The sequence below is a fragment of the Pseudomonas sp. TE24901 genome, assembly GCF_054058375.1.
Genome location: NZ_JBSSAF010000010.1, coordinates 265,440 through 285,028 on the forward strand (window position 1 = coordinate 265,440; position 19,589 = coordinate 285,028).

Annotated in this window: 21 protein-coding genes; 9 read left to right on the top strand and 12 right to left on the bottom strand. The window is 58.5% G+C overall.

The genetic code is table 11. The features are described from left to right. Positions 1-70: 70 nt before the first annotated feature. On the bottom strand, positions 71-1,927 hold the full coding sequence (locus tag ACVWVP_RS21360; protein WP_457407850.1) for a DUF262 domain-containing protein: 1,857 nt from the start codon (positions 1,925-1,927) through the stop codon (positions 71-73). A gap of 182 nt (positions 1,928-2,109) precedes the next feature. Between ACVWVP_RS21360 and ACVWVP_RS21365 the strand changes: the two genes are divergently transcribed. Further along, on the top strand, positions 2,110-4,821 hold the full coding sequence (locus ACVWVP_RS21365) for an AAA domain-containing protein (RefSeq protein ID WP_457407852.1): 2,712 nt from the start codon (positions 2,110-2,112) through the stop codon (positions 4,819-4,821). Between the two features lie 108 nt (positions 4,822-4,929). On the opposite strand, the gene ACVWVP_RS21370 is transcribed toward ACVWVP_RS21365, so the two are convergent. Together ACVWVP_RS21370 and ACVWVP_RS21375 are read right to left on the bottom strand one after the other, a co-directional pair. Beyond that, positions 4,930-5,358 carry a hypothetical protein gene (locus ACVWVP_RS21370; RefSeq protein ID WP_457407854.1) on the bottom strand — a complete coding sequence of 143 codons (429 nt, stop codon included), beginning with the start codon at positions 5,356-5,358 and terminating at the stop codon, positions 4,930-4,932. Between the two features lie 466 nt (positions 5,359-5,824). Further along, positions 5,825-6,862, bottom strand: coding sequence for an SDR family oxidoreductase (locus tag ACVWVP_RS21375; RefSeq protein WP_457407857.1), 1,038 nt, complete (start codon positions 6,860-6,862; stop codon positions 5,825-5,827). 100 nt (positions 6,863-6,962) lie between these two features. On the opposite strand from ACVWVP_RS21375, the gene ACVWVP_RS21380 reads away from it, so the two are divergent. The 6 genes from ACVWVP_RS21380 (at position 6,963) to ACVWVP_RS21405 (ending at position 10,601) form a co-directional block, all read left to right on the top strand. After that, a complete protein-coding gene (locus tag ACVWVP_RS21380; RefSeq protein WP_457407859.1) occupies positions 6,963-7,880 on the top strand; it encodes an AraC family transcriptional regulator in 918 nt (305 codons plus the stop codon). Between the two features lie 167 nt (positions 7,881-8,047). Further along, on the top strand, positions 8,048-8,503 hold the full coding sequence (locus ACVWVP_RS21385; RefSeq protein WP_178922599.1) for a hypothetical protein: 456 nt from the start codon (positions 8,048-8,050) through the stop codon (positions 8,501-8,503). Between the two features lie 78 nt (positions 8,504-8,581). Beyond that, positions 8,582-8,788: a DUF6966 domain-containing protein gene (locus ACVWVP_RS21390; protein ID WP_372339926.1), complete on the top strand. Its 207-nt coding sequence runs from the start codon at positions 8,582-8,584 to the stop codon at positions 8,786-8,788. 75 nt (positions 8,789-8,863) lie between these two features. Continuing rightward, on the top strand, positions 8,864-9,151 hold the full coding sequence (locus ACVWVP_RS21395) for a hypothetical protein (RefSeq protein WP_178922601.1): 288 nt from the start codon (positions 8,864-8,866) through the stop codon (positions 9,149-9,151). A gap of 235 nt (positions 9,152-9,386) precedes the next feature. Next, the gene (locus ACVWVP_RS21400; protein ID WP_457407863.1) at positions 9,387-10,037 is read left to right on the top strand and encodes a hypothetical protein; all 651 of its coding nucleotides are present in this window, start codon (positions 9,387-9,389) and stop codon (positions 10,035-10,037) included. A 171-nt stretch (positions 10,038-10,208) separates the two neighbouring features. After that, on the top strand, positions 10,209-10,601 hold the full coding sequence (locus ACVWVP_RS21405) for a hypothetical protein (protein WP_457407865.1): 393 nt from the start codon (positions 10,209-10,211) through the stop codon (positions 10,599-10,601). A 328-nt stretch (positions 10,602-10,929) separates the two neighbouring features. Here ACVWVP_RS21405 and ACVWVP_RS21410 read toward each other — a convergent pair whose 3' ends face one another. Next, positions 10,930-11,865 carry an alpha/beta hydrolase gene (locus tag ACVWVP_RS21410; protein ID WP_395607638.1) on the bottom strand — a complete coding sequence of 312 codons (936 nt, stop codon included), beginning with the start codon at positions 11,863-11,865 and terminating at the stop codon, positions 10,930-10,932. A gap of 19 nt (positions 11,866-11,884) precedes the next feature. Then, positions 11,885-12,754 carry an MBL fold metallo-hydrolase gene (locus ACVWVP_RS21415; RefSeq protein WP_395607637.1) on the bottom strand — a complete coding sequence of 290 codons (870 nt, stop codon included), beginning with the start codon at positions 12,752-12,754 and terminating at the stop codon, positions 11,885-11,887. Between the two features lie 100 nt (positions 12,755-12,854). On the opposite strand from ACVWVP_RS21415, the gene ACVWVP_RS21420 reads away from it, so the two are divergent. Beyond that, a complete protein-coding gene (locus ACVWVP_RS21420; RefSeq protein WP_457407867.1) occupies positions 12,855-13,760 on the top strand; it encodes a LysR family transcriptional regulator in 906 nt (301 codons plus the stop codon). A gap of 24 nt (positions 13,761-13,784) precedes the next feature. Here ACVWVP_RS21420 and ACVWVP_RS21425 read toward each other — a convergent pair whose 3' ends face one another. From ACVWVP_RS21425 to ACVWVP_RS21440, 4 genes are all read right to left on the bottom strand, one after another. Beyond that, complete coding sequence (locus ACVWVP_RS21425; protein ID WP_457407868.1) at positions 13,785-14,516, bottom strand: MBL fold metallo-hydrolase; 732 nt, start codon at positions 14,514-14,516, stop codon at positions 13,785-13,787. Positions 14,517-14,852: 336 nt separating this feature from the next. Beyond that, entirely contained in the window at positions 14,853-15,176 is a 324-nt protein-coding gene (locus ACVWVP_RS21430) for a low molecular weight protein tyrosine phosphatase family protein (RefSeq protein ID WP_457407872.1), read from the bottom strand. Positions 15,177-15,200: 24 nt separating this feature from the next. Further along, positions 15,201-15,620 (bottom strand): barstar family protein, encoded by a 420-nt coding sequence (locus ACVWVP_RS21435; protein WP_457407875.1) that lies wholly within the window; start codon positions 15,618-15,620, stop codon positions 15,201-15,203. A gap of 23 nt (positions 15,621-15,643) precedes the next feature. Continuing rightward, positions 15,644-15,820, bottom strand: coding sequence for a hypothetical protein (locus ACVWVP_RS21440; protein WP_176995421.1), 177 nt, complete (start codon positions 15,818-15,820; stop codon positions 15,644-15,646). Between the two features lie 123 nt (positions 15,821-15,943). Here ACVWVP_RS21440 and ACVWVP_RS21445 point away from each other — a divergent pair, with 123 nt between their 5' ends. After that, entirely contained in the window at positions 15,944-16,465 is a 522-nt protein-coding gene (locus ACVWVP_RS21445; RefSeq protein ID WP_457407877.1) for a DUF3087 family protein, read from the top strand. Here ACVWVP_RS21445 and ACVWVP_RS21450 read toward each other — a convergent pair. The 3 genes from ACVWVP_RS21450 to ACVWVP_RS21460 all read right to left on the bottom strand — a co-directional run bounded on the left by ACVWVP_RS21450 (position 16,462) and on the right by ACVWVP_RS21460 (position 19,508). Further along, positions 16,462-16,929: an MEKHLA domain-containing protein gene (locus tag ACVWVP_RS21450; RefSeq protein WP_457407879.1), complete on the bottom strand. Its 468-nt coding sequence runs from the start codon at positions 16,927-16,929 to the stop codon at positions 16,462-16,464. The genes ACVWVP_RS21445 and ACVWVP_RS21450 overlap by 4 nt on opposite strands. Positions 16,930-16,945: 16 nt before the next feature. Further along, positions 16,946-18,073 (bottom strand): MFS transporter, encoded by a 1,128-nt coding sequence (locus tag ACVWVP_RS21455; protein ID WP_259175033.1) that lies wholly within the window; start codon positions 18,071-18,073, stop codon positions 16,946-16,948. A gap of 70 nt (positions 18,074-18,143) precedes the next feature. Next, positions 18,144-19,508: an MFS transporter gene (locus ACVWVP_RS21460; protein WP_178922616.1), complete on the bottom strand. Its 1,365-nt coding sequence runs from the start codon at positions 19,506-19,508 to the stop codon at positions 18,144-18,146. Positions 19,509-19,589 lie beyond the last annotated feature (81 nt).

Genomic DNA, 19,589 nt, shown 5'->3' on the forward strand with positions numbered 1-19,589 from the left:
ATAGATAGAAACGGTCCTCAGTAAAGTGACTTTGGACGCACGTTGCTAACGAAGCTCCCGCTCCCTGTTGCTACTGATCGACGTCCGGATATGGCCAGATCTGCATCGCAGACTTGGCCAGCACCGCTCCCCTGGCGAAAATTTCCTGCTCCGACCATTCTTCATGGTCATGCAAGTCACGGCTGAGATTCAACTTGCTCCACTTCAAAAGCTCCGGCTTCTTGGCTGACCAGGCGGAGTTGGACAACGCAGGGTTCAGGCTGCTGGTCACGAGTGTCAAATTGCCCAGCGTGTGTTTGATTAGATCACGACGTTGGCTGAACTCCACCTTTGCCTGGGCATCATTCTGCACCTCTGCAGGCAGCGGCCAGTGCTCCTGCCAGCTCACAGGCAGAATATGCTCGATGGTCAACCCCTTCGGCAGGCTGATAGCCTCGCTTTTTACATGCGCCAGCCCACCCTCCAAAGCCTTGAGTACCGCACGCACACGGTACTGGGGCCACCACTGGTACAGCGGGAAGTCGAGTAGTGCAATGCTCAGCTCACCGTCTTTCGGGAAGCGCACACTTTCCCCTTCGCCGGAGAGTAGGAACGCACCAACCACGTGGGCCGTAATTCTTTTTTCCCGCTCAAGATGACGAATCAGATCCAGGAATAGTCGGTTGTAGTTTTTGGTGGTTAGGCCACAGATCATCCGACGGAACAGATAGGACTCAAGGACCGTCAGGATCGCCTCGAACTCGGTTTGCTGCTGCGGAAGCAGTCGCTGGCTACATAACAGCAGCAACGGATAAACCGTCGACGTATCGATTACCCCAAGGCGCGCCAGAAAACGTGCCAGACGAGATCCTGCCGTAGGCGAAGAGAACTGGCGAAAATGCTCGGCATAGATCTTAAGCAGCGCGATATGCTCACTGGCGGAGTTGGCTGGATCGATGAAACAAGAGCTCCAGTCGGCTGTGTGCTGCACGTAGTTCTTGTATTCGTTGAAGATGTGGCCGACGCGAATGTCGCGGCGCATCGCCAAGGTCAGGAAATGGCGGATGAAGATGTCAATACGTGGACGGTTTTCCCGCCCCTGCTTGACCTCTTGACGCCAGAACTCGCCATCGAACTCCGCCCAATGCTCTTCGTATAGCGTGTCGATATCACCGCCTTCACTTTGAGCGCGCCGGAATAGAAAGTTCTTGATCAGATCCGCCGGCAGCAATTGCGTGCCACGGGCATTGAGCGTTTCAAAGATCACTTGCGATTCGTCGTCTTCACCAAGATCAATGACCACCAACTGCAAGCCATTACGAACCACGGCCCAAAGCGCATCCAGCAGCTTCTCCGGCGAATCTTTGGTTTCTTCAGCCTCTGGCTGCAACCAATCCTCGAACTGCCGATAGAAGTACAGGTATGCGCCGACGATGCCCTGATCGTAGCTGAAATCGACGCCCTTCTTGCTCGCCTGCTGCAACAACGCATCCGGACTGCCCACGCCATGTACCCAGGCAAACGCGTGACGATCGGCATTGGTTGGCAACAGTTTGGGCACCTCCGACGGGTCATCGACCATCGTGTCACTGTTGGAGACCATCGACTCGAAGCGTCCGGCAAAGCGCTCGCTGCCCCGGTTGCGGCAAAGGTCGCGGGCGGCGATCAGCAGAAGCTGCAAGGTGGTGAAGCGCTGCTGCCCATCAATGACCTGACGCCCCTGCACCGAACCGGTGTCATTACGCAGTTGCTCAAGCACCACTGCACCGAGGAAGTGAGGGCGCAGCTTCTCACCAGCCAGCACCACCCCGAGCAGGCGCTCAAGGTCCTCCCAGAGCGGCAGCCAGTTATCTTCACGCTTCCAGACATATGGCCGCTGGAACAGCGGAATCTGGTAGCACACTGTGGGCTCGAAGATTCGCAGCAAAGGACGGCTGTTGGCTTCCATCGTTCATTCAATCCTTAGTTATTTACTTGCGCAGCCGGCTCATTAGCAACTGCTGCCCCGATCGCGTACAACTTCCACCGTCTTTCTACCCTCCACGCAATGATGGCAATATAACTCCTCTTGGAGAAAGCAGCATCCGGTGCACAGCAAAGCCGGATGTCAGACGCATAGGGAAATGGAAGATGGCTTCGATTCAGATGGATGGTGAGGACAAGACTGCAAAAATCAGCGACTGGGCGATTCGCTGGAGCGAAAAGTACGAAGCCCTGGAGCTGACCTGTCACTTCCCCTCCAACAAGAAATACACTCGCCCGCTCAGTAACTGCCATGTTTCGCCCACCCGCGAATTGACCGATGTACTGATGCACAAATCCGGCAGCGCGGTCGTCACGCCCATTGCTAAAGCTACGATTTACGGCGAGCGATATGCCGTCGTGCACTACACGGGAGCCAAAAAACCCTACGTCTACAAGATGGACGGTATCGGCTTTACGGCCACGACATCAATGAAAGAATCGCCTGTCTTCCGCTACTTCACTACCGTGGCGAATGCCCGACAGGATCACGCCGAGTCGAAGACTGATCGTGAAATTGCCAACAATGTGGTGCGCCAGCTCGGAAAACTGCCCGCCATTGCTGGCACCGCCTTGCAAGCCTATTGTTCGGGGCGCAATGGCACGCTGGCGCCAGGTCAGGACCTCATCTATCCGTTCGGGCTTAACGAAAGTCAACTTCAGGCGGTGGAGCAGGCGTTCAGCGCGCAAATCAGCGTGATCGAGGGTCCACCCGGGACCGGCAAGACCCAGACGATCCTCAACATCCTCGCCAATATTCTGTTACGTGGGCAGACGGTAGCGGTGCTGTCCAACAACAATGCTGCCGTGGAAAACGTCTACGAAAAGCTGGAGAAATACGGTCTGGGCCACTTGGTCGCCAAGCTTGGCAACCAGGACAAACGTGAGGCCTTCTTCGCCGACCTGCCTGCGTGGCCATCAAGTGCGCCTGAGTCGGCACCGTCCCTAGATGAGATTCAGACCTTGCTGACTCGCTTGAAGAAGCATCTACAAGACCATAACAGGGCGGCACAACTGCAAATCGAGCTGGACGAGTTGGTCATCGAGCGGCGCTACCTGCAGCAGTGGCAGGCCGAAAGTGATGTGCAGACCACAGGTTCGCTCGACAAGTACGGCCTGACACCGCGCAAGACTGCAGACCTCATGGCTTACCTGGCTTACCTCGGCGAACAGCGCATTCATTTCAAAGACCGCATCGAGCTACTGTTCAAATTCAGGATTTTTCGCACTCAACCATTCGCTGAGGGCGAGGCGCGCATAGCGGTTTTCCACGCACTGCAGATGCATTACTACGACAAGTCGGTACGGGATAAGGAGACGGAGCTACGCGAGTGCCGCGAATCGTTGGCACGCGCGAATTTTACGGCCCTGCTGAAAGAACTGACAACGGCATCGATGCACCACCTGAAGCAGCACCTGCAACTTCAGGAACCGCCGCAGGGCAGCTTTGATGTCAAAACTTACTGCAGGCATTTCGATGCCTTCGTGCAGCGATTTCCCATACTGGGCAGCGGTACGCACTCCATCGTCAATTCGATCGCGCCGGGAGCGGTTCTCGACTACGTAATCATCGACGAAGCCTCTTTGCAGGACATCGTGCCGGGCATCCTGCCACTGGGCTGCGCAAAGAATCTGATCGTCGTTGGAGACAACCGTCAGTTGCCACATATCCCTGTGGCACTGGGGCTTCAAGCACCCGACGAGGCCTACGATTGCGAGGTCTACAGCCTGCTGGATTCGTGCATTGCCGTATTCCAGGACGCGCTGCCCAGAACCCTGCTGAAAGAACATTACCGCTGTCACCCCAGGATCATCCAGTTCTGCAACCAGCAGTTCTACGACAACGCACTGGTGCCGATGACCGAGGACAAGGGCGAAGCCCCCCTTCGCCTGGTGGTGACAGCCAAGGGTAATCACGCCAGAAAGAACACCAACCTTCGGGAATTGGACTCGCTACTGAAGGTGCTCGAGAACGAAGGGCCGCCGGTCGGAATGGACGGCGAAGGTCGTGGCTACATCGCCCCGTTCCGGGCGCAAGTCAACCTTTGCAACACACACTTGCCGACGGATTTCGTCAAGGACACCGTGCACAAGTTTCAGGGGCGCGAATGCGACGAAATTGTCTTCTCCACCGTGCTGGACAAGAAGCGCTACAACCAGACGCGAACACGCTTGGATTTCGTCGACGACCCCCGCATGGTCAACGTGGCAGTTTCCCGGGCCAAACATCGCTTCACCCTGGTGACCGGCGACGAGGTATTCACTGACAACAATAGCCACATCGCCGCACTGATCCGCTACATCAGCTATTACGCGCAAGATGAGCAGATCGTACGCGCGCCGGTGGTGTCGGCATTCGACTTGCTGTACCGCGAATACGACCAGTCTCTGGCACGCTTGGATGCCCGCTTGCGGTCCGAGGATTCACGCTACAAATCCGAGCAGATCGTGGCACAGTTGCTGCGCGAAGCGCTGTCGGCCCCAGCGTGCCAGGCATTGAAGTTCCACACACAGATCGACCTGGATAAGATTGCCTCGCCGGGTAGCCTCGACTGGACGGAGCCTCAGCGAGCGTTCATGAGGCGCGCCAGTTGCGATTTCGTGATCTATTTCAAAGTAGGCAAGAAACCGATAGGGGTGATCGAGGTCGACGGCGGGTACCACGACCACCCCGTGCAGGCTGCTCGGGACGCCATGAAAAACGAGATTCTGGCGAGAAGTGGCATTCCTATTTTGCGGCTGCGGACAGTTGAAAGTGACATCGAGCGCAGAATTGGCAGCTTTATCGGACAGTGGGCCAGCCCTGCGCATGACGCATAAACACTGGGTTAGAGGCCGTCAATCTATGATGGTAGCAATAGACTCAGTACAGTCCCGCGCGGCGAGTCACTTCCTGAGCACGGGAAAGCCTTTTCAATGAGCGAAGCATTAGAGGGGCGATTCATATTGCGGCAGCGCAAGGAGTTGCCGTCTTTCCTCTAAAGCTATAGCTGCAAAACCTTTTCTCACACCTCTTTTCGACAGCGAGTAATCCTGATGAGCAGAGATGTCCTCCCAGCGCTCGACTGTTTGAATCGTCAGGTGTGCACTATCAGTGTCAACCTCGAACGCAATGAATTGTTCGGTTTGAGTGAGCAGTAGTCCGAACAAGCTGGGCATGCCGGGAAAATCTATTTCCAATTTGAGGACGACGGTATCAGACCAGACTACACCTTGGCTTTCGGCGTACTCGGCCAAGCAAGCAGGAACTCCCCTGCCCCGCCAATAGCTAGCGGTGATCGAAATGTTATGTGCCGTGATCGTATTCTGTTCCTGGACGTTCAGTTGACGCTTTTTCAGTAGCCGGTTGATATCCAAGAGAGGCCTCTAAGCACACGGGAGTCATAAAATCAGAGTGACCGCAGTCAGTCATCGTAGGATATCTAGGCCAGAACGTCCGCCCGACAGTGATGGCGCAATTACACACGTTATCAATGTATCCACCAACGCAACCCACTACGTTGCATCAGCTTCTGGCCTAGAGTGTGTAACGTCAGACTGGGCTTTCTATATCGACGCGAGAAGACCTCTCTCAGGTTTCGCAAGCGGATCAAGGTTACGACGTTTTCTGGAACAGTCAAAACGGCGAAGCAACCTCTTACAGCCCTTTAGCTGAGGTAAAAAACCGTTTTTTATGCCGTTAACATTTTCATCAAGTCAGTGGTGCCGATGATTCCCGCTCCGCGCGTCATCATGGAGCGGGCGTATGGGCAGCCCCTCACATCAGGCTGCTTTCGACCCGAAGCGCGCGGTTGCCAGCCATCAAACGCCCGCATGCCTCACCTCAGCGAGGTTCAATCAAGCCGAGTTCGATAAAACTCCTGGCCGTTGCAATAATCGCGTCTTCCGGGCTACGAGGTGCCCAGCCCAACAGTGTCATGGCCTTGGCCGCCGTGACGCTCATATCGACGCCCAACAGCTTGACCATGCCCAGCAGCATCGGATTCGTTTTGGCAGCGGCACGAATGTTGTCATCGCTCAGTTCCTGAGTGGAAACATTCCTAGCAGCCTCACCCAGATGATCGCGCAGCGTGCGTGCCACCTGGACCATCGGCAAGCTGTCGCCCGAACTGGCCAGGAAACGTTCGCCGTTAGCGGCCGGATGCGTCATGGCCAGCAGGTGCAACTCGGCCACATCCCTGACATCCACGAAACACGAATTGATGTTCGGGCAGCCAGGCTGTCCTTCCAGCATGTCTTTGATGATCCGGGTGGAGTGAGAATAGGTTGCGCCCAATACCGGGCCCAGCACCGCGACCGGGTTGATTGCCGCCAGTTCAAGACCTTGCCCTTGCGCACTCTGGATGAATTCCCAGGCCGCGCGTTCCGCCAGCGTTTTTGATTTCTGATACGCCCAGACATCGCCGCTGACATCACTCCAGTCGGTCTCATCAAACGGACGGCGGTAGTCAGCTGAATGGCCCACGCCGACCGCACCAAACGCCGAGGTGAGGACAACACGCTTGACTCCCGCCTCGCTCGCGGCGCGCAGTACACGCAAGTTTCCTTCAATGGCTGGATTGACCCAGTCCGCTTCAGTCACCTGGTTGCCTGACGGCGTAGGCGATGCACCGTGAATCACGTAGCGACAACCGGCGACGGCCTCTTTCCAACCGTCATCGGACATCAAGTCGGCGACCACAAACGACAGGTCGCTCCCCGGGTCGACATTGCGTTGTTTCAGATGCCTGCGCACTTCAGCTTCGCGCGCCAGCGTGCGCACAGTCGTACGGACCTTAAAGCCCTTCTCCAGCAGTGTGATGATGCAGTATTGGGCTATAAAACCTGTGCCACCGGTTACCAATACAATGTGTTCACTCATGCCTGCCTTCCTCACCGGATTGATCGTCAGGAAAGGCTACCGGCCTGCTACCGGATTCTGAATATTTGATCGTACGCCAGGCTTGCGCGATAGTACGGAAATGCACAACGATCCTTTTTCCGACATCCTCAAACTCGCCCGCGCCGAATCGCTGGTGACAGGCGGTTTTACCGCAGGCGGGCGCTGGGCGCTGCGTTTTCCCGCTCCGGACAACATCAAATTCTTTGCGGTCATCAAAGGCAGTTGCTGGGTCACGTTCGAAGGCGACGAAAGCCCGATGTTGTTCCGCACGGGTGATGTGGGGCTACTCAGTGCCAAACGCGCTTTCGTACTCGCCAGTGATCCGGAGGTCGAACCCACCGATGCAATGCGTGTGTTTTCGGGCCCGGGCAAATCCCACGCGCCCATTGGTGAGGGCGACGATTTCGCACACATTGGGGGTCACGTACTCCTCGACCCTGTCAGTGGGAGGCTGTTGAAACAGGTCCTGCCGCCGTGGATTCACGTGCCAGCGGCGGCGCCTGAGGCCGCTTCTTTTCGCGGGCTGCTTGATCAACTGGTGCAAGAACGGCTAACCCCAAAGCCAGGCGCGCAGTTGGCATCCGCGCACTTGGCTCAACTGCTGTTCATCCAGATCCTGCGCGCTCACCTGGAAACCAACGGTGCACCGCTGGCGGGATGGCTGGCCGTGCTTGGCAATGCCCGTCTTGCACCGGCCCTGCAACTGATGCACGGCGATCCTGCCCGCTCGTGGCACCTGGAAGACCTGGCACGCGCATGCGCCATGTCACGAACGACGTTTGCACACCACTTTCGCACCGTGGCGGGGATGACGCCAATCGCGTACCTCACACATTGGCGGATGCGGCTGGCTGAGCGCGCGCTACGTGAGGGGAACGAGCCTATCGGCACGGTTGCGCAGGCGCTGGGGTACGCATCCGAAAGCGCCTTCAGCCATGCTTTCAAGCGGGAGACAGGTCTCGCACCCAAGGCGTGGCGGTTTGCTGCGAAAGGATGAGTCGGTTGAGTGCCTTGATCTGTTCAACGCTGGGCAAAGATACCTCGACATGGCTTGACCCCTTCAGCAACCGTTGAACCTGGCGATAACCTGTTCAGTGACTCACGCGGACTCAAGCGCTTTCCCACCAGGCGCCCCCCGGCCCTCTATCGTTGAATGGACTCCCTATGCATCACCGCATCCATGCCGCTTACCATCAAGCGAAATTCAGCCGTAGCCGTTGTGCCTGGCTGTTTATCGACGATGTACCGATTGAGGAATGGCTAAACAGTCACCTCGAATACCCCGATCTCGACCTGAACGGCCTTTCATTGATCTGGTTGCTGGACGAGGAAGAAGGCGCGCTCGCCCAGCGGCGTTTTACGCCCGCAGAAGACGGCACATCGACGCCAGTTCCGCTGCTGGTCTGCAGCGATGACATGGACTTCGATTGCTTTGTGCTGATGACCGAACAAGTGATTGACGGAGAGACGCTGCACTGGCGCCGTTTTGGGTTGAGCGTGTCCAGCGGTCTGGAAGTCGGTATGACCACTCGATGGGACGTCGAGAATCGCCCGATCAGCTTTTCCCTGACGGAATTTCGCCAGGCGCTGGAAGACTTTTACAGGCTGGTGAAAGCCTGAAGGGCTGAGTGCTGGATAACTGGCCCAGCCCTCCGGCATCTGCCTTGAAATCCAGCATGCTTGCGGCTGCCAAGACTATTGCTGGGTTCTGATTACTCTGGGATTGAGTATCTACTGTCGGCCTATGGCGGAATGGGCTCATTAAATGAACTCATTCTTGGTCAAAGCTATGTCGATGGCGTCCTTTCTTGGAATCCAGGTCATGTCGAGCTAAACGAAAAATTCATTGAATTGTGTAACAACACCAAACAGCTCGCCAACGCGATAAAACGGTCTCAAACTTGATCACTCACCTAAACAACGCCCCCGCAGCCACGTTTGTACATTCCCTTCACGCCAAACCTTAGACGGCAATAATAGATGAGCCCAACTCTCGATACGGCAGCCAATGGACACCTGACACTCAGTTTCAACGCGTTGTCAGACGCTTGTTGGCTATCGCTAGCTGAAAACCTGATCAAACGCCGAGGGTTCAAACGATTGGGCTCACCTGTCATAGGCGTTGATGAAAAAATTCACCAGAATTTCCAATGTGCTGAGTTCAGCCTAGCCGCTGGCTGGGACATTTGGTCTGGGCATTATTTGCTATCAGACTCAGTGGCGGGCGATGTTTTCCTGCAAGAGCTATTCGACCAGCTCAGCTCCTGACAGGCGACTCAAGTCATTCGCTCCGCTTACTGGGAATGCGTGCCTGGGCGTACGGGAACGTCTGAAATGGGTGGATTGTAGCTGGTCGCGAAAGACCGGAGCCGGCCAAAACGGTCAGTCGTGGCCGTCAGCTTTCGGCCAGAAGCGGGCATTGGGTGGTACATGGCGATATATTCCAGGCATAGCAATCCACCTTCATTCACGATACTCACTAAAGACAATGGTCAGGAAAGACATGAACTTCACCGACGAATTAGTAGCCGCCTTCCCGGCAAGCAACCCGGTACCTCCAGTATTACGACAGACCATGGAATTCTTGGAAGCACTAGGCTGCGTCCGTCACTATCGGACCGGGGGCCGCTACATGACTTTGCATCCCGAACCTGAATACAACAACAGCGCTATCACCGCCTTTCACGTTCCGGACTCCGCCGATACTGCTCGATGGACGGCCTGCGAAGATCCCAGAGTAAACGAGCGGCTATCAATATTCCTCAGGACTGGTGGCGATGGATCGTGGGCAGGGTTATGGCTGGACGACCACGATCAGCAGCGAATCGTCCATCTTGGCTCGGGCTCGGGATCAGACATGCTCTGCGTCTTGACCAATAGTACGCAAGACCTGATTCGCTTACTGGCCATCGGTTACAACGAGCACTGCTGGCCAGAGGAGTTTACGAGAACACCGGCCGAACTGCGGGAGCAGCAATACGCAGATGATGACTACCCAGCACCACCTAGGGCATTGCGGGCGTACGTGGAACGCACGCTTGGCCTCAGCGTCCCGGCGCGCGCATCAGATCTCATCTCAAGCACAACAAGCATGGACGCGCATGAATCCAGTGATCATTTCTGGAACTGGCTCAAACAGGTAAGAAATGATTGAAAGGTCCCGTCACGATCTCGACCACCAGAAGGTCAGAGAATCGCAGGATTTTTCATCAGGCCTTGGATTCATTGGCCGCTCGCAACGGGCGTAGATCAGCAAAAAATCGACGTTAGACACGTAATCGCGAGCTGCCTAATCCAAGCTTCGAAACCACGATAGGGGAAAGATATGGCAGGAGGGAACATCATCTGCGGCACCTTCCAAAGTGCTGACAAATCCGGACCAGCCTTGGAGGCTGTGTTAGAGGCACTCCCGTTGCAGGCTCACGAACTGATCGAAAATGTTAAACAGCAACTCGATACAGCAGAATTTGTCCTCATAGAGGTTGAACAAGCGAAAAACTTGCTTCCATTCTTACAGGTCTACCAGGCTCAATTGATCGCTGAGATCGGGCACGATGATTGGGCTCGCGCAACACAGGAGGAAAAGTCTTCGCTTGAACCTGTCGCGGCAAAGTGGGGATCAGGTAAGGGATGGAGGCTTTACTGTGTGCGAGATCTCGTAGGGGCCTGTGAAAATTCGTTGGTAGAGATGGAACCAGTCTGCATCACGTTTAGTTAACTGCTTCCAGCTCGTTTTCACACAACCTGGGTCGATAGCAGCCCTTTGCCAAAGGCAGCCATCGACCAACAGCACCCCCTGGGCTCCTTCCGCGTTGCGGGTTCAACAAAGGCGAAACCGCAACGCGAATACACCCAGGGGTAAAGCATGGCCCTTCGGCCGATTACAGACCGACCGCTATCGGCCAATAGCGGACGCTCACAAACGACCGCTACCGACCCAAAACTGCCCCTCACAGGGGGCAGTTTTCGGACATGAACGGACTGATTGAACCTTCTTAGCCTGCACCTTTTCGAGACTTCGGCATATCCAGGAAAACCGGGGAGATTCACTCATCTAAGAACTGGCGCACTGCTCCAATTACCTGCCAGCGATTGCGCTCCATAAACACGCTGTGTGTGCCTTCGCCGATTTCCACCCAGCGCCGGTAGACGGCATTGATCAGTTTTGAAAACACCGTACGGGACATCTCCAGCGGACAGTCACGGTCACCGTCGGCATGCACGATCAGCACCGGCACCCTGATCATGGCCGGATCGTATAGTGAACGTCCGGCGGCCCAGAATTCGCGACTGTCTTGTACAGTACCGTTAGGGGCCTTGATCTGTGTTTCGCAGGGGCCGAAGGTAGCGACGGCCCAGGCTTCAAACCAGGCTTCGGGCAGTACGGCTTCGTGGCGTTCGGCGGGTACGCCATTGAGCCAGCGCGCCTTGGCCTCGCTGCGGTTGACGATTCGGTAGGCCCCCAGTGCGCCGCCGCTGTCGGCCAGGCTCGGGGTATCGCGAATCCATTGCGGCGCCACCAGCACCAACTTGACCACCTTGTCGTTGTGCTCGGCAGTATAGTTCGCCATCAACGAGGTGCCCCACGACCAGCCAATCAAGTTGATACGGCTGACTCCGTTGCGTTTGCGCACAAAAGCCGCGGCCGTGGCGACATCGTCGGTTGCAACCGGTGTGCGTACCACCGGTGGGTTGTCTGCAGCGGGTTGTGCAAGCTCTGCGGGTTTGCTGGAGCGGCCATACCCGCGCACGTCCACCAGGTAGGTGTCATAACCCTGTTGCGCCAGTTGGTCCATCCAGGACTGGCCATCAAGTGGCAGGTCAAACGTGCTCGACGCTGGATAGGTAGAACCTGCGACGAACAGCACGGTTTTTTCGCCCGACCAGTCGGCCATGTCCGAGCGCCGTTTGTTGCGTACGTACAGTTCGATGCCTGGCGTACCACTGGGGATCATGAATTCGGTACAGGTAAGTGCTGTCATTGAGTTGCTCCCGATCAAGTCAGATAAAACGCCAGTCGAACTGGCCGTTCGCTTCGGTCACAAGGCCTGCCGAAGTTTTGGCGAAGTGGCTGGTGAACACGGTCAGGCCGCGCCCGGCGGCCTGTTCCAGCAACCAGTGACGTGAGGCTCGCGCCTGTTGTGGGTGGCTGCAAAAACAGCTGTTCCACTCGGGGCGGAACACCTGCAGGGGTTGGTGCATGATGTCGCCGCTGAAAATGGCCCCTTGGGCGCGGTGCACCAGTTCGATGGCCAGATGTCCGACGCTGTGGCCCGGCGTGGGATGAATCAGCAAGGCGTCGCCGATCAGGCCCTCGTTATCGACGATTTGCGCCTGGCCCTGCTCAATCACCGGCAGCACGCTGTCTTCAAACACGTTGGCGTTGAAGCTGTCCTGACCTATCTGGTCGAGCCAGTACTCATGTTCCGCGCGGGAAAAAACGTACTTGGCGTTTGGAAACGTCGGCACCCAGCGCCCATCGATCAGGCGCGTGTTCCAGCCGCAGTGGTCGGCGTGCAGGTGCGTGCACATTACGTAGTCCACCGACTCGGGCGTCACGCCCGCTTCGAGCAGGCGCTCAAGAAACGGCAGTTGCTGTTGATGAAAGCGCGGCATGCCCGGGCGTTCCTTGTGGTTGCCGGCGCAGCTGTCGACCAGGATGGTGTGATGGGGTGTCTTGACCACCCAGGTATGGATGCTGGCGATAAAACGATTCAATTGCGGGTCGAAGCAGTCCGGCACCATGAGGCGGTGATGCTGTTCCAGCGCCAGGGGATCCCAGTCGGGGTACAGCGCTTCGGGGGCAAATCCGGGACCGCGTTGTTCGGTCACTCGCATCACTGAAACGTTGCCGAAATGGTAAGTGTGCATGGGGTTTGACCTCCTGGCTGTAACCGGTTGATGGGTGAAAATGCTATACAGCTTCCCCTCCACCGTGAAATCGACTCTTGGGATACGGGGCATAACCGTCATGAATATCACCGGCCATAATCTGGCGTTGCTGGCCTCCCTAAGCACCTTGCTCGATGAGCGCAACGTGACCCGCGCGGCCGCACGCTTGGCCATCAGCCAGCCGGCGCTGTCTGCGCAACTATCGAGGTTGCGTGACTTGTTTGGCGACCCGTTGCTCACCCCGGCGCTGTCGGGCAAGGGCATGATCCTGACCCCGCACGGCGCGCGGTTGCAGGAGCCGTTGCGCCTGGCCTTGCAGGCGCTGGAAGACGTGATCAACCACACGCCCGAGTTCGACCCGCTGACCGCCGACCGCACGTTTTGCATTGCCGCCAACGACAACGGCGGCGCCATCATCGGGCCGCGTTTGATCCAGCTGACGCGTGAAGCCGGCTGCCAGGGCATTCGCTTTGCCTTTTGTAGCCTTGATAAGGCTAGGCTCGCCGAACAGCTGGAGAACGGCGAAGTCGATGTGGCTCTGACCGGCAAAGACTCGGTGGCCAAAGCCTCTCAGCAGCCGTTGCTTGAAGAGGAATTCAGGATGGCCCAGCGCATCGGCCACCCGCGCGGTGCGGGGCCATTGTCGCTGGAGCAGTACACGCAGCTTGAGCACGTGATTGTATCGGGTGATGGCGGGGGCTTTTACGGGTTTGTGGATGAGGCGTTGGCGAAGCTGGGGTGCAGCCGGCGAGTGGGCGTTTCGGTGCAGTACTACAGCCTGGTGCCGGTGATGCTGCAGGCGACGGATCTGGTGTGTACGTTGCCGGCTCAGTTCCTGGCGCGGTATGCCGAAACCCTAGAGTCTTTCCCGTTGCCGGTGGGGGTGCGGCGCTACAGCTTGTATGCAGCGTGGCATTCACGGTTCGACAAGGACGCAGGCCACTGCTGGCTGCGCACCATGCTGGAGGCCGCGGCCCGGCCCTGAGCCGCGGCGCTCCAACGGAGTTGTTTACTTGGCCGGTTGCCAGATGAAGTGATCACCCTCGGCTGCGATTGTGCCGATGCCGGGGAACGGAAAGTGCGGGGCGAAAATGGTCTCATGGCTGGCGGCCAGTTTCGTCAGTTCTGCACGACGAATCTTCACGCCCTCGTCTTCATCATTGTCAAAGGTGATCGCCCAGTCAGGCTTGGCCAGTGAAATGATTGAGCTGTGCACCAGGTCACCCACGTCCAGTACACGGTTTTTGCCGGATTCGATCTGATACCCCACATGCCCCGGCGTATGGCCCTTGAGCGGCACGGAGCGAATGCCCGGGGCCACGCTGTCGCCCGGCGTGAAAGTCTTCACCTGAGGGGTGATGATCCTGATCAAGTCCGCCAGTTCCGGCTGAGTCTGGACCCATTTCCAGTCCGGGCTGGAAATCCGTACCACCGCCTTTGGAAAGGCTTGTTTGCCCTCGGCTGTCGCCAGGCCGCCGATATGGTCGCTGTGCACGTGGGTGATCAGCACATCGGTGATCTGTTCGGGCGTATAGCCGGCCTTGGCCAGGCTCGGGATCAAAACGCCTTGAGCGCTTGGGCCCAGGCCGGTGTCGAGCAGCACCGTGTGCTGGCCGTCCTTGACCAGCAGCGCATCGATGCCCAGGGTGATCTGATCGGTAGGGGCGCCCGCTGCCGCCAATACTCCGGCAACCGCTTGGGTGCCCTGGGTGCTGCCGAACACCTTGCCGTCGTTAGGCATGCTGTGCACTTTGTCACGTAGTGCGGTGATCGTCAGTGAGCCGAAAGTGAAACTATGGGCGGCGGGGCCGTCTGCTGGGTCTGTTTGCGCGAAGGCCACTGAGCAAGTGATGGCTGACAACACGGCAAAAGCCAAGGGTTTAAGCATGGTGGTGTTCTCTGGCGGGAAGAAGGTGACTTCGGATGCCTGAGGATGCTATCGCGCTTGCGCTGGACGTTGAAATCCAAATTCAGCATATGGGGTATAAGCGCTTTGAGTGGGTGCCGATTAAGCTGAATAGTCCCGAGTCTCGTAGAGATTTTCATAGGCCGCTTGTGGCCGGAAGGCGACATAACATCATATGGACAAATAACGCCCCACTCTCCCCTCGAGCAGCTTGATCAAAGCCGGTGCCATGTATTCGTAATCATCAGGAACATGCAGACAGACAATACGCTTACCCTTCAACTCCGAGGCAAAGCGAGCCGTCAGTTTTTTCCGATGGATCGGCTCCATCACAAAAATCAGCTCGGCCCATGCCAAAAGCTCTTGGCTTACGGGCACATCTGCATCGTTACTGACGCCAGCAGATGCCGTCTCAATACCTGGCCAATCCGCAAACAACTGTTCGGCGGTCGGACTGCGTAGGCGGTTTTTGCTGCAGATGAAAAGCACATTCAAAGTGAGTCAGCTCCATGCGAACACTCAAACATTAAAAGCAAGCGCCAACAGCGGAGCCCCGCCCGCGGCCACCATTCGCCAATTCACAAATCCCGCACACTCCACCAACGCCTCAAACTGTTCAGGACAGCGGCGTTTGAAGCCCTGGGCATTCTCGATGACCAACAGAAGCGTTTGTCCGCTTTGAACGTGAACAGAAGACATTTCTGCGCCAGGGTCATCCAGGTAACAAAGACAATCCACCCAAGCATCCATGTTGCGACCGTAAAAACCCGGAAAGCCGAACGCCTCGGCGAAAACACTGTGGAAGGTTTGCCAATCGGTAATCAGGTCTGCATCCACTTGCACCATTGCCACGTCAACCTTCGCTAGCCTGTAAAAAAAACAGGTATGGCTGTCTCGCAATGTAAAGTCAACGGCGGGGTATGAGTCGACCGCTTCCAAGGCAGACTCACACCCCACTCTCGTTACAAGGGGCGGGCCTTGTCGTGAAGGTTTTCCAGGTCTTCTTCTACCTGTTCCACGTCGTTGTCCTGACGCTCCGCCGGGTCATTGGGGCGTAACGCATCGTTGTCGCGCTCCTCTTCGCCGGGTGTGCGGTCAGGGTTGGGTGTACCAGGCGGCGGCTGTTTGTATTCGGGCATGACGGTTCACCTTTCAAGTGGGTGGCCTACAGCGTTTTAGAGAAAGCCCCGGGAACCATCGTTCAACTCTTTTGCGCAAGCATGAGAAGATGCCGTCCTGCCCCTCCTGGAGAGCTGAACCGGATGTTCGAACTCAAACCCTGCGCCCCCGTCACTTACCGCCAACTCACCCGCCGCAGCACGCTGATCATCGCCGTGGTGTTCGTGGCCCTGGCCATGCTGCTGTCGAGCCTGGCGGTGATGCTGTTTGGGGAGCCTGGGGGTGACAACTTCCGCTTCAACGTCGGGGGTGTGTTTGCGGGCGTGCTGGTCACCGTCGCGCTGGTGCGTGGCCCGCTGTGGAACCAGCCGTGGCTGGCGCCGGCGTTGTATGGCTGGCAACTCAAGCGCAGCCTGATGAGCATCACCAACGTGATGCACCGGGTCACCGAGGGCGTACAAGCCAACGACCCGACCGCTCTCAAGGTGCTGCGTTTCTATCACCTGGGGCTGACGCAGATGCATGCGCTGGATGCCAACTCCAGCGCCCAGGCGCAGTTGGTGGGCGAGCTTGAAGCGCACAAGGCGAAGCTGCAGGCGCTGGGGATCGACACCGAGCAAACCCGGTTCGACCCCGCTTGGCTGGAACGCTTTAAAAGCGCTTAGGCCAACACGCCGATACGTTGCTCATCCGGCCAGAACAGCGCGGCCTGCCCGCAGGGTTGGCCGGCGTTATCGAGCAACGTCCACACCACCCCGGCGTGGATCATGAACGGCTCACCCTGCGCATCCACCCGCCAGCCGCTGTAGCCGTCGGCAATGCCGTTGGCGGTGACCTGTTCCAGCAGCACCTGGCGTGCGGCGCGGTCGAGTTCCGAGGCGCTGAAGCGCGACGGCATGCCGATGAAGTCTTCACGCGGGTACTTGAAGCAGCTCAGCGCGCAGGCGTTGACGTAGGTAAACAGCGGATCGGCGGCGCCGTCGTGGGCCAGCAGGCTGTAGGGGGCCTCGGCGTGCAGCCAGGCCAGGCGTTGTTGCGGGTCCAGGTGTTCGGGGGCCGGCAGTCCCTGGCCGGTCCAGTGTCGATACGCCTCATCCAGCACGCTTACGAAATTTTCTTGAAGGGACACACACAACCTCACATCGTCAGTGGGAAACTTTTGCCCGCCAGCAGAACACCGCGCTCAGTGCGATCGCGGCGCCTGCCACGCCGAATACCCAGGGGGCCGACGCCACCGGCAGCAACAAACCGGCCAGTAGCGGCCCGAGCCCCGCACCCACGTCGCGCCACACCGCGTTGGACGCCAGGGCAGAAACCCGCATCGAACCCGGGTTGCGCTCGGCCACCAAGGTGGTCACCAGCGGCAGTTGCAGGGCGCGCAGTACCAGCACCGCCGCCGCGCCGACGATCACCCAGTAACTGCCAAACGCGGTCAGGGCCAGGGCACTCAGGAACGAAAACAGTAGCAGCATCGAGGTGGCGCCAAAGCGTTGAGCCGCCCGGCCACCGAGGGGGCTCAGGAGCATTTCCGAGGCATACCGCAGGGCCATCAGGCCACCGGCGATCAGCACCGCGTTGCCACCCAGAATTTTCTGCGCCTGGATCGATAGGCCAAAAATGAACAGCCCATCCAGCGCCACGCCTTCGATAAACGACCAGGTCGCCACGCTATCCGGCCATTTGAAGCGCCGCCCGGTACTGTGCAGATCATGCCCGGTGCGCGGCAGGCCGTGGGCCGCCCATAAGCCCAGCAGACAACAACCGGCCAGAATCAGAAAGATCGGACGCGGCCCCGCCCACAGTGTCAGCCAGCCGCCCAAGGGCAGCGCGAGCATCGGCCCCAGCGCGATCATGGCCCGCGAGCGCCCTGCCCTCCGCGCCGCGCCTGCGGGTTCGGAGGTGGCCAGTACTTGGGTCGACAGGTTCAACGCGGCAAAACACAGGCCCCAGATCAGGCGCAGGCAGAGCAGTGCGGCAAAGCCCGAGAGCATCGAGTTGCCCAGGGCACACACGGTCGCGGCACCTGCGGCGATCATGCAGGTGAGGCGGTCACCGTTGCGCGCGTAAAAGTTGAGGACATGCCGGTAGCCGAAAATCCGCACCAGGCGGTTGGCCGCCAGCAGCACCCCAGCCTGGGCCAGGGTGATGCCGAACGCCTGGGATTCCATGGGAAGCAGCAGGTAGAGCAACACGTCACTGGGCAAGCATAAAGCCAGGGTCAGCGCGGCGCGGCGGGAAGACACATCAGCAGTGCGTTGGGCCAGGCTGGACATAAATCTGAAACATCCCGAAATATTCAGGTCGCCACGGTAGCCTTCCCGAACGGTGTTTTACAACGCTCAATCACGCCTTTTTGTCATACGGCAATAAACGCAGAACGCTCGCCACCGCGCCCACCAGGGCAAACCCGCAGCCCAGCCACAGCGCGTATTGCGGGCCACTGCCCAGGGACAAATGGAAACAGAACGCCACCAGCGACGCCCCCAATGTTTGCCCCAGCAACCGTGAAATCGCCACGATGCCGCTGGCCCCGCCGCTGCGGGCCAAGGGTGCGCTGGTCATGATCGCCTTGAGGTTGGGGGACTGGAAGAACCCGAAACCGGCGCCGCACAACGCCATGCGCCAGCCGATATCAAACGCCGACGCGCCGCTGCCCAGGGTCGCCAGTGCAGCCATGCCCACGCTGAGCATCAACAGGCCGATGCCGCACAGCACGCCGAGGGACACCCGGTCCGCCAGGCGCCCCGCCACCAGGGCCATCACCGCCACCACCGCCGGCCAGGGCGTCATCAGAAAACCGGTTTCCACCTGGCTATGGCCCAGCACTGCCTGCAACAAAAATGGCAGCGAGACAAACGCCAGGCCCTGGGCACTGAATGCGCAGATCGCCGTGAGGGACGACAGGGCAAACACCGGACGCTTGAACAGGTCCACCGCCAACATCGGCGCCGGGTGCCCCGCCTCACGACGCAGCAACAACACGCCACACACCAGCGCCACCGCAATCAGGCCCAGGGTCAAGGCGCCTTGCGCACCATGCACCGCCGTGCCCAGGCCCAGCACCAGCAAGGCAAACAACCCGGCACACAACACGGCGGCGAAGCGGTCGAACGCGTGGCCGGTCAATGGCAGCACCGGCAATGAGCGCAGGCCCAGGCCCAATGCGAGCAGGCCCAGCGGCACGTTGATCAGGTACAACCAGTGCCAGGTCGCCACCGACAGAATCGCCGACGCAGCGGTCGGCCCCAACGTAAACGCCAACCCCACCACCAGCGAGTTGTAGCCCAGGCCGCGCCCCAGCATTTTCGAGGGATAAATGTGCCGCAGCAGCGCGGTGTTGACGCTCATCAACGCCGCCGCGCCCAGACCTTGCGCCACCCGTGCGGCGGTGAGGGTCAGCAGCGAGCCGGCCAGCCCGCAAAACAGCGACGACACGATAAACAGCAACAACCCGCCGAGGTACACCCGACGGTGCCCCAGCACATCACTCAAGGACGCAAACGGCAGCACCGTGGCGATAATCGCCAGCTGGTAGGCATTGACCACCCAGATCACCGAGGCCGAATCGGTGCCAATGCCCTCGGCCAGCGTTGGCAGCGCCGTGTTGACGATCGCCGTGTCCAGGGTTGCCATGCCGATCCCCAAAGACAGGGCGATCACGGCCGGCAAGCGTTTATTGGAGGGCAACCCATCGGCGACAGAAGACATGAACAATCCACACAGGTGACGAAGGCCTCTAGAGTAAGGGCAGACGGGATTTTTTTCAGTGGCCTATTGCCTGGCTGTCAA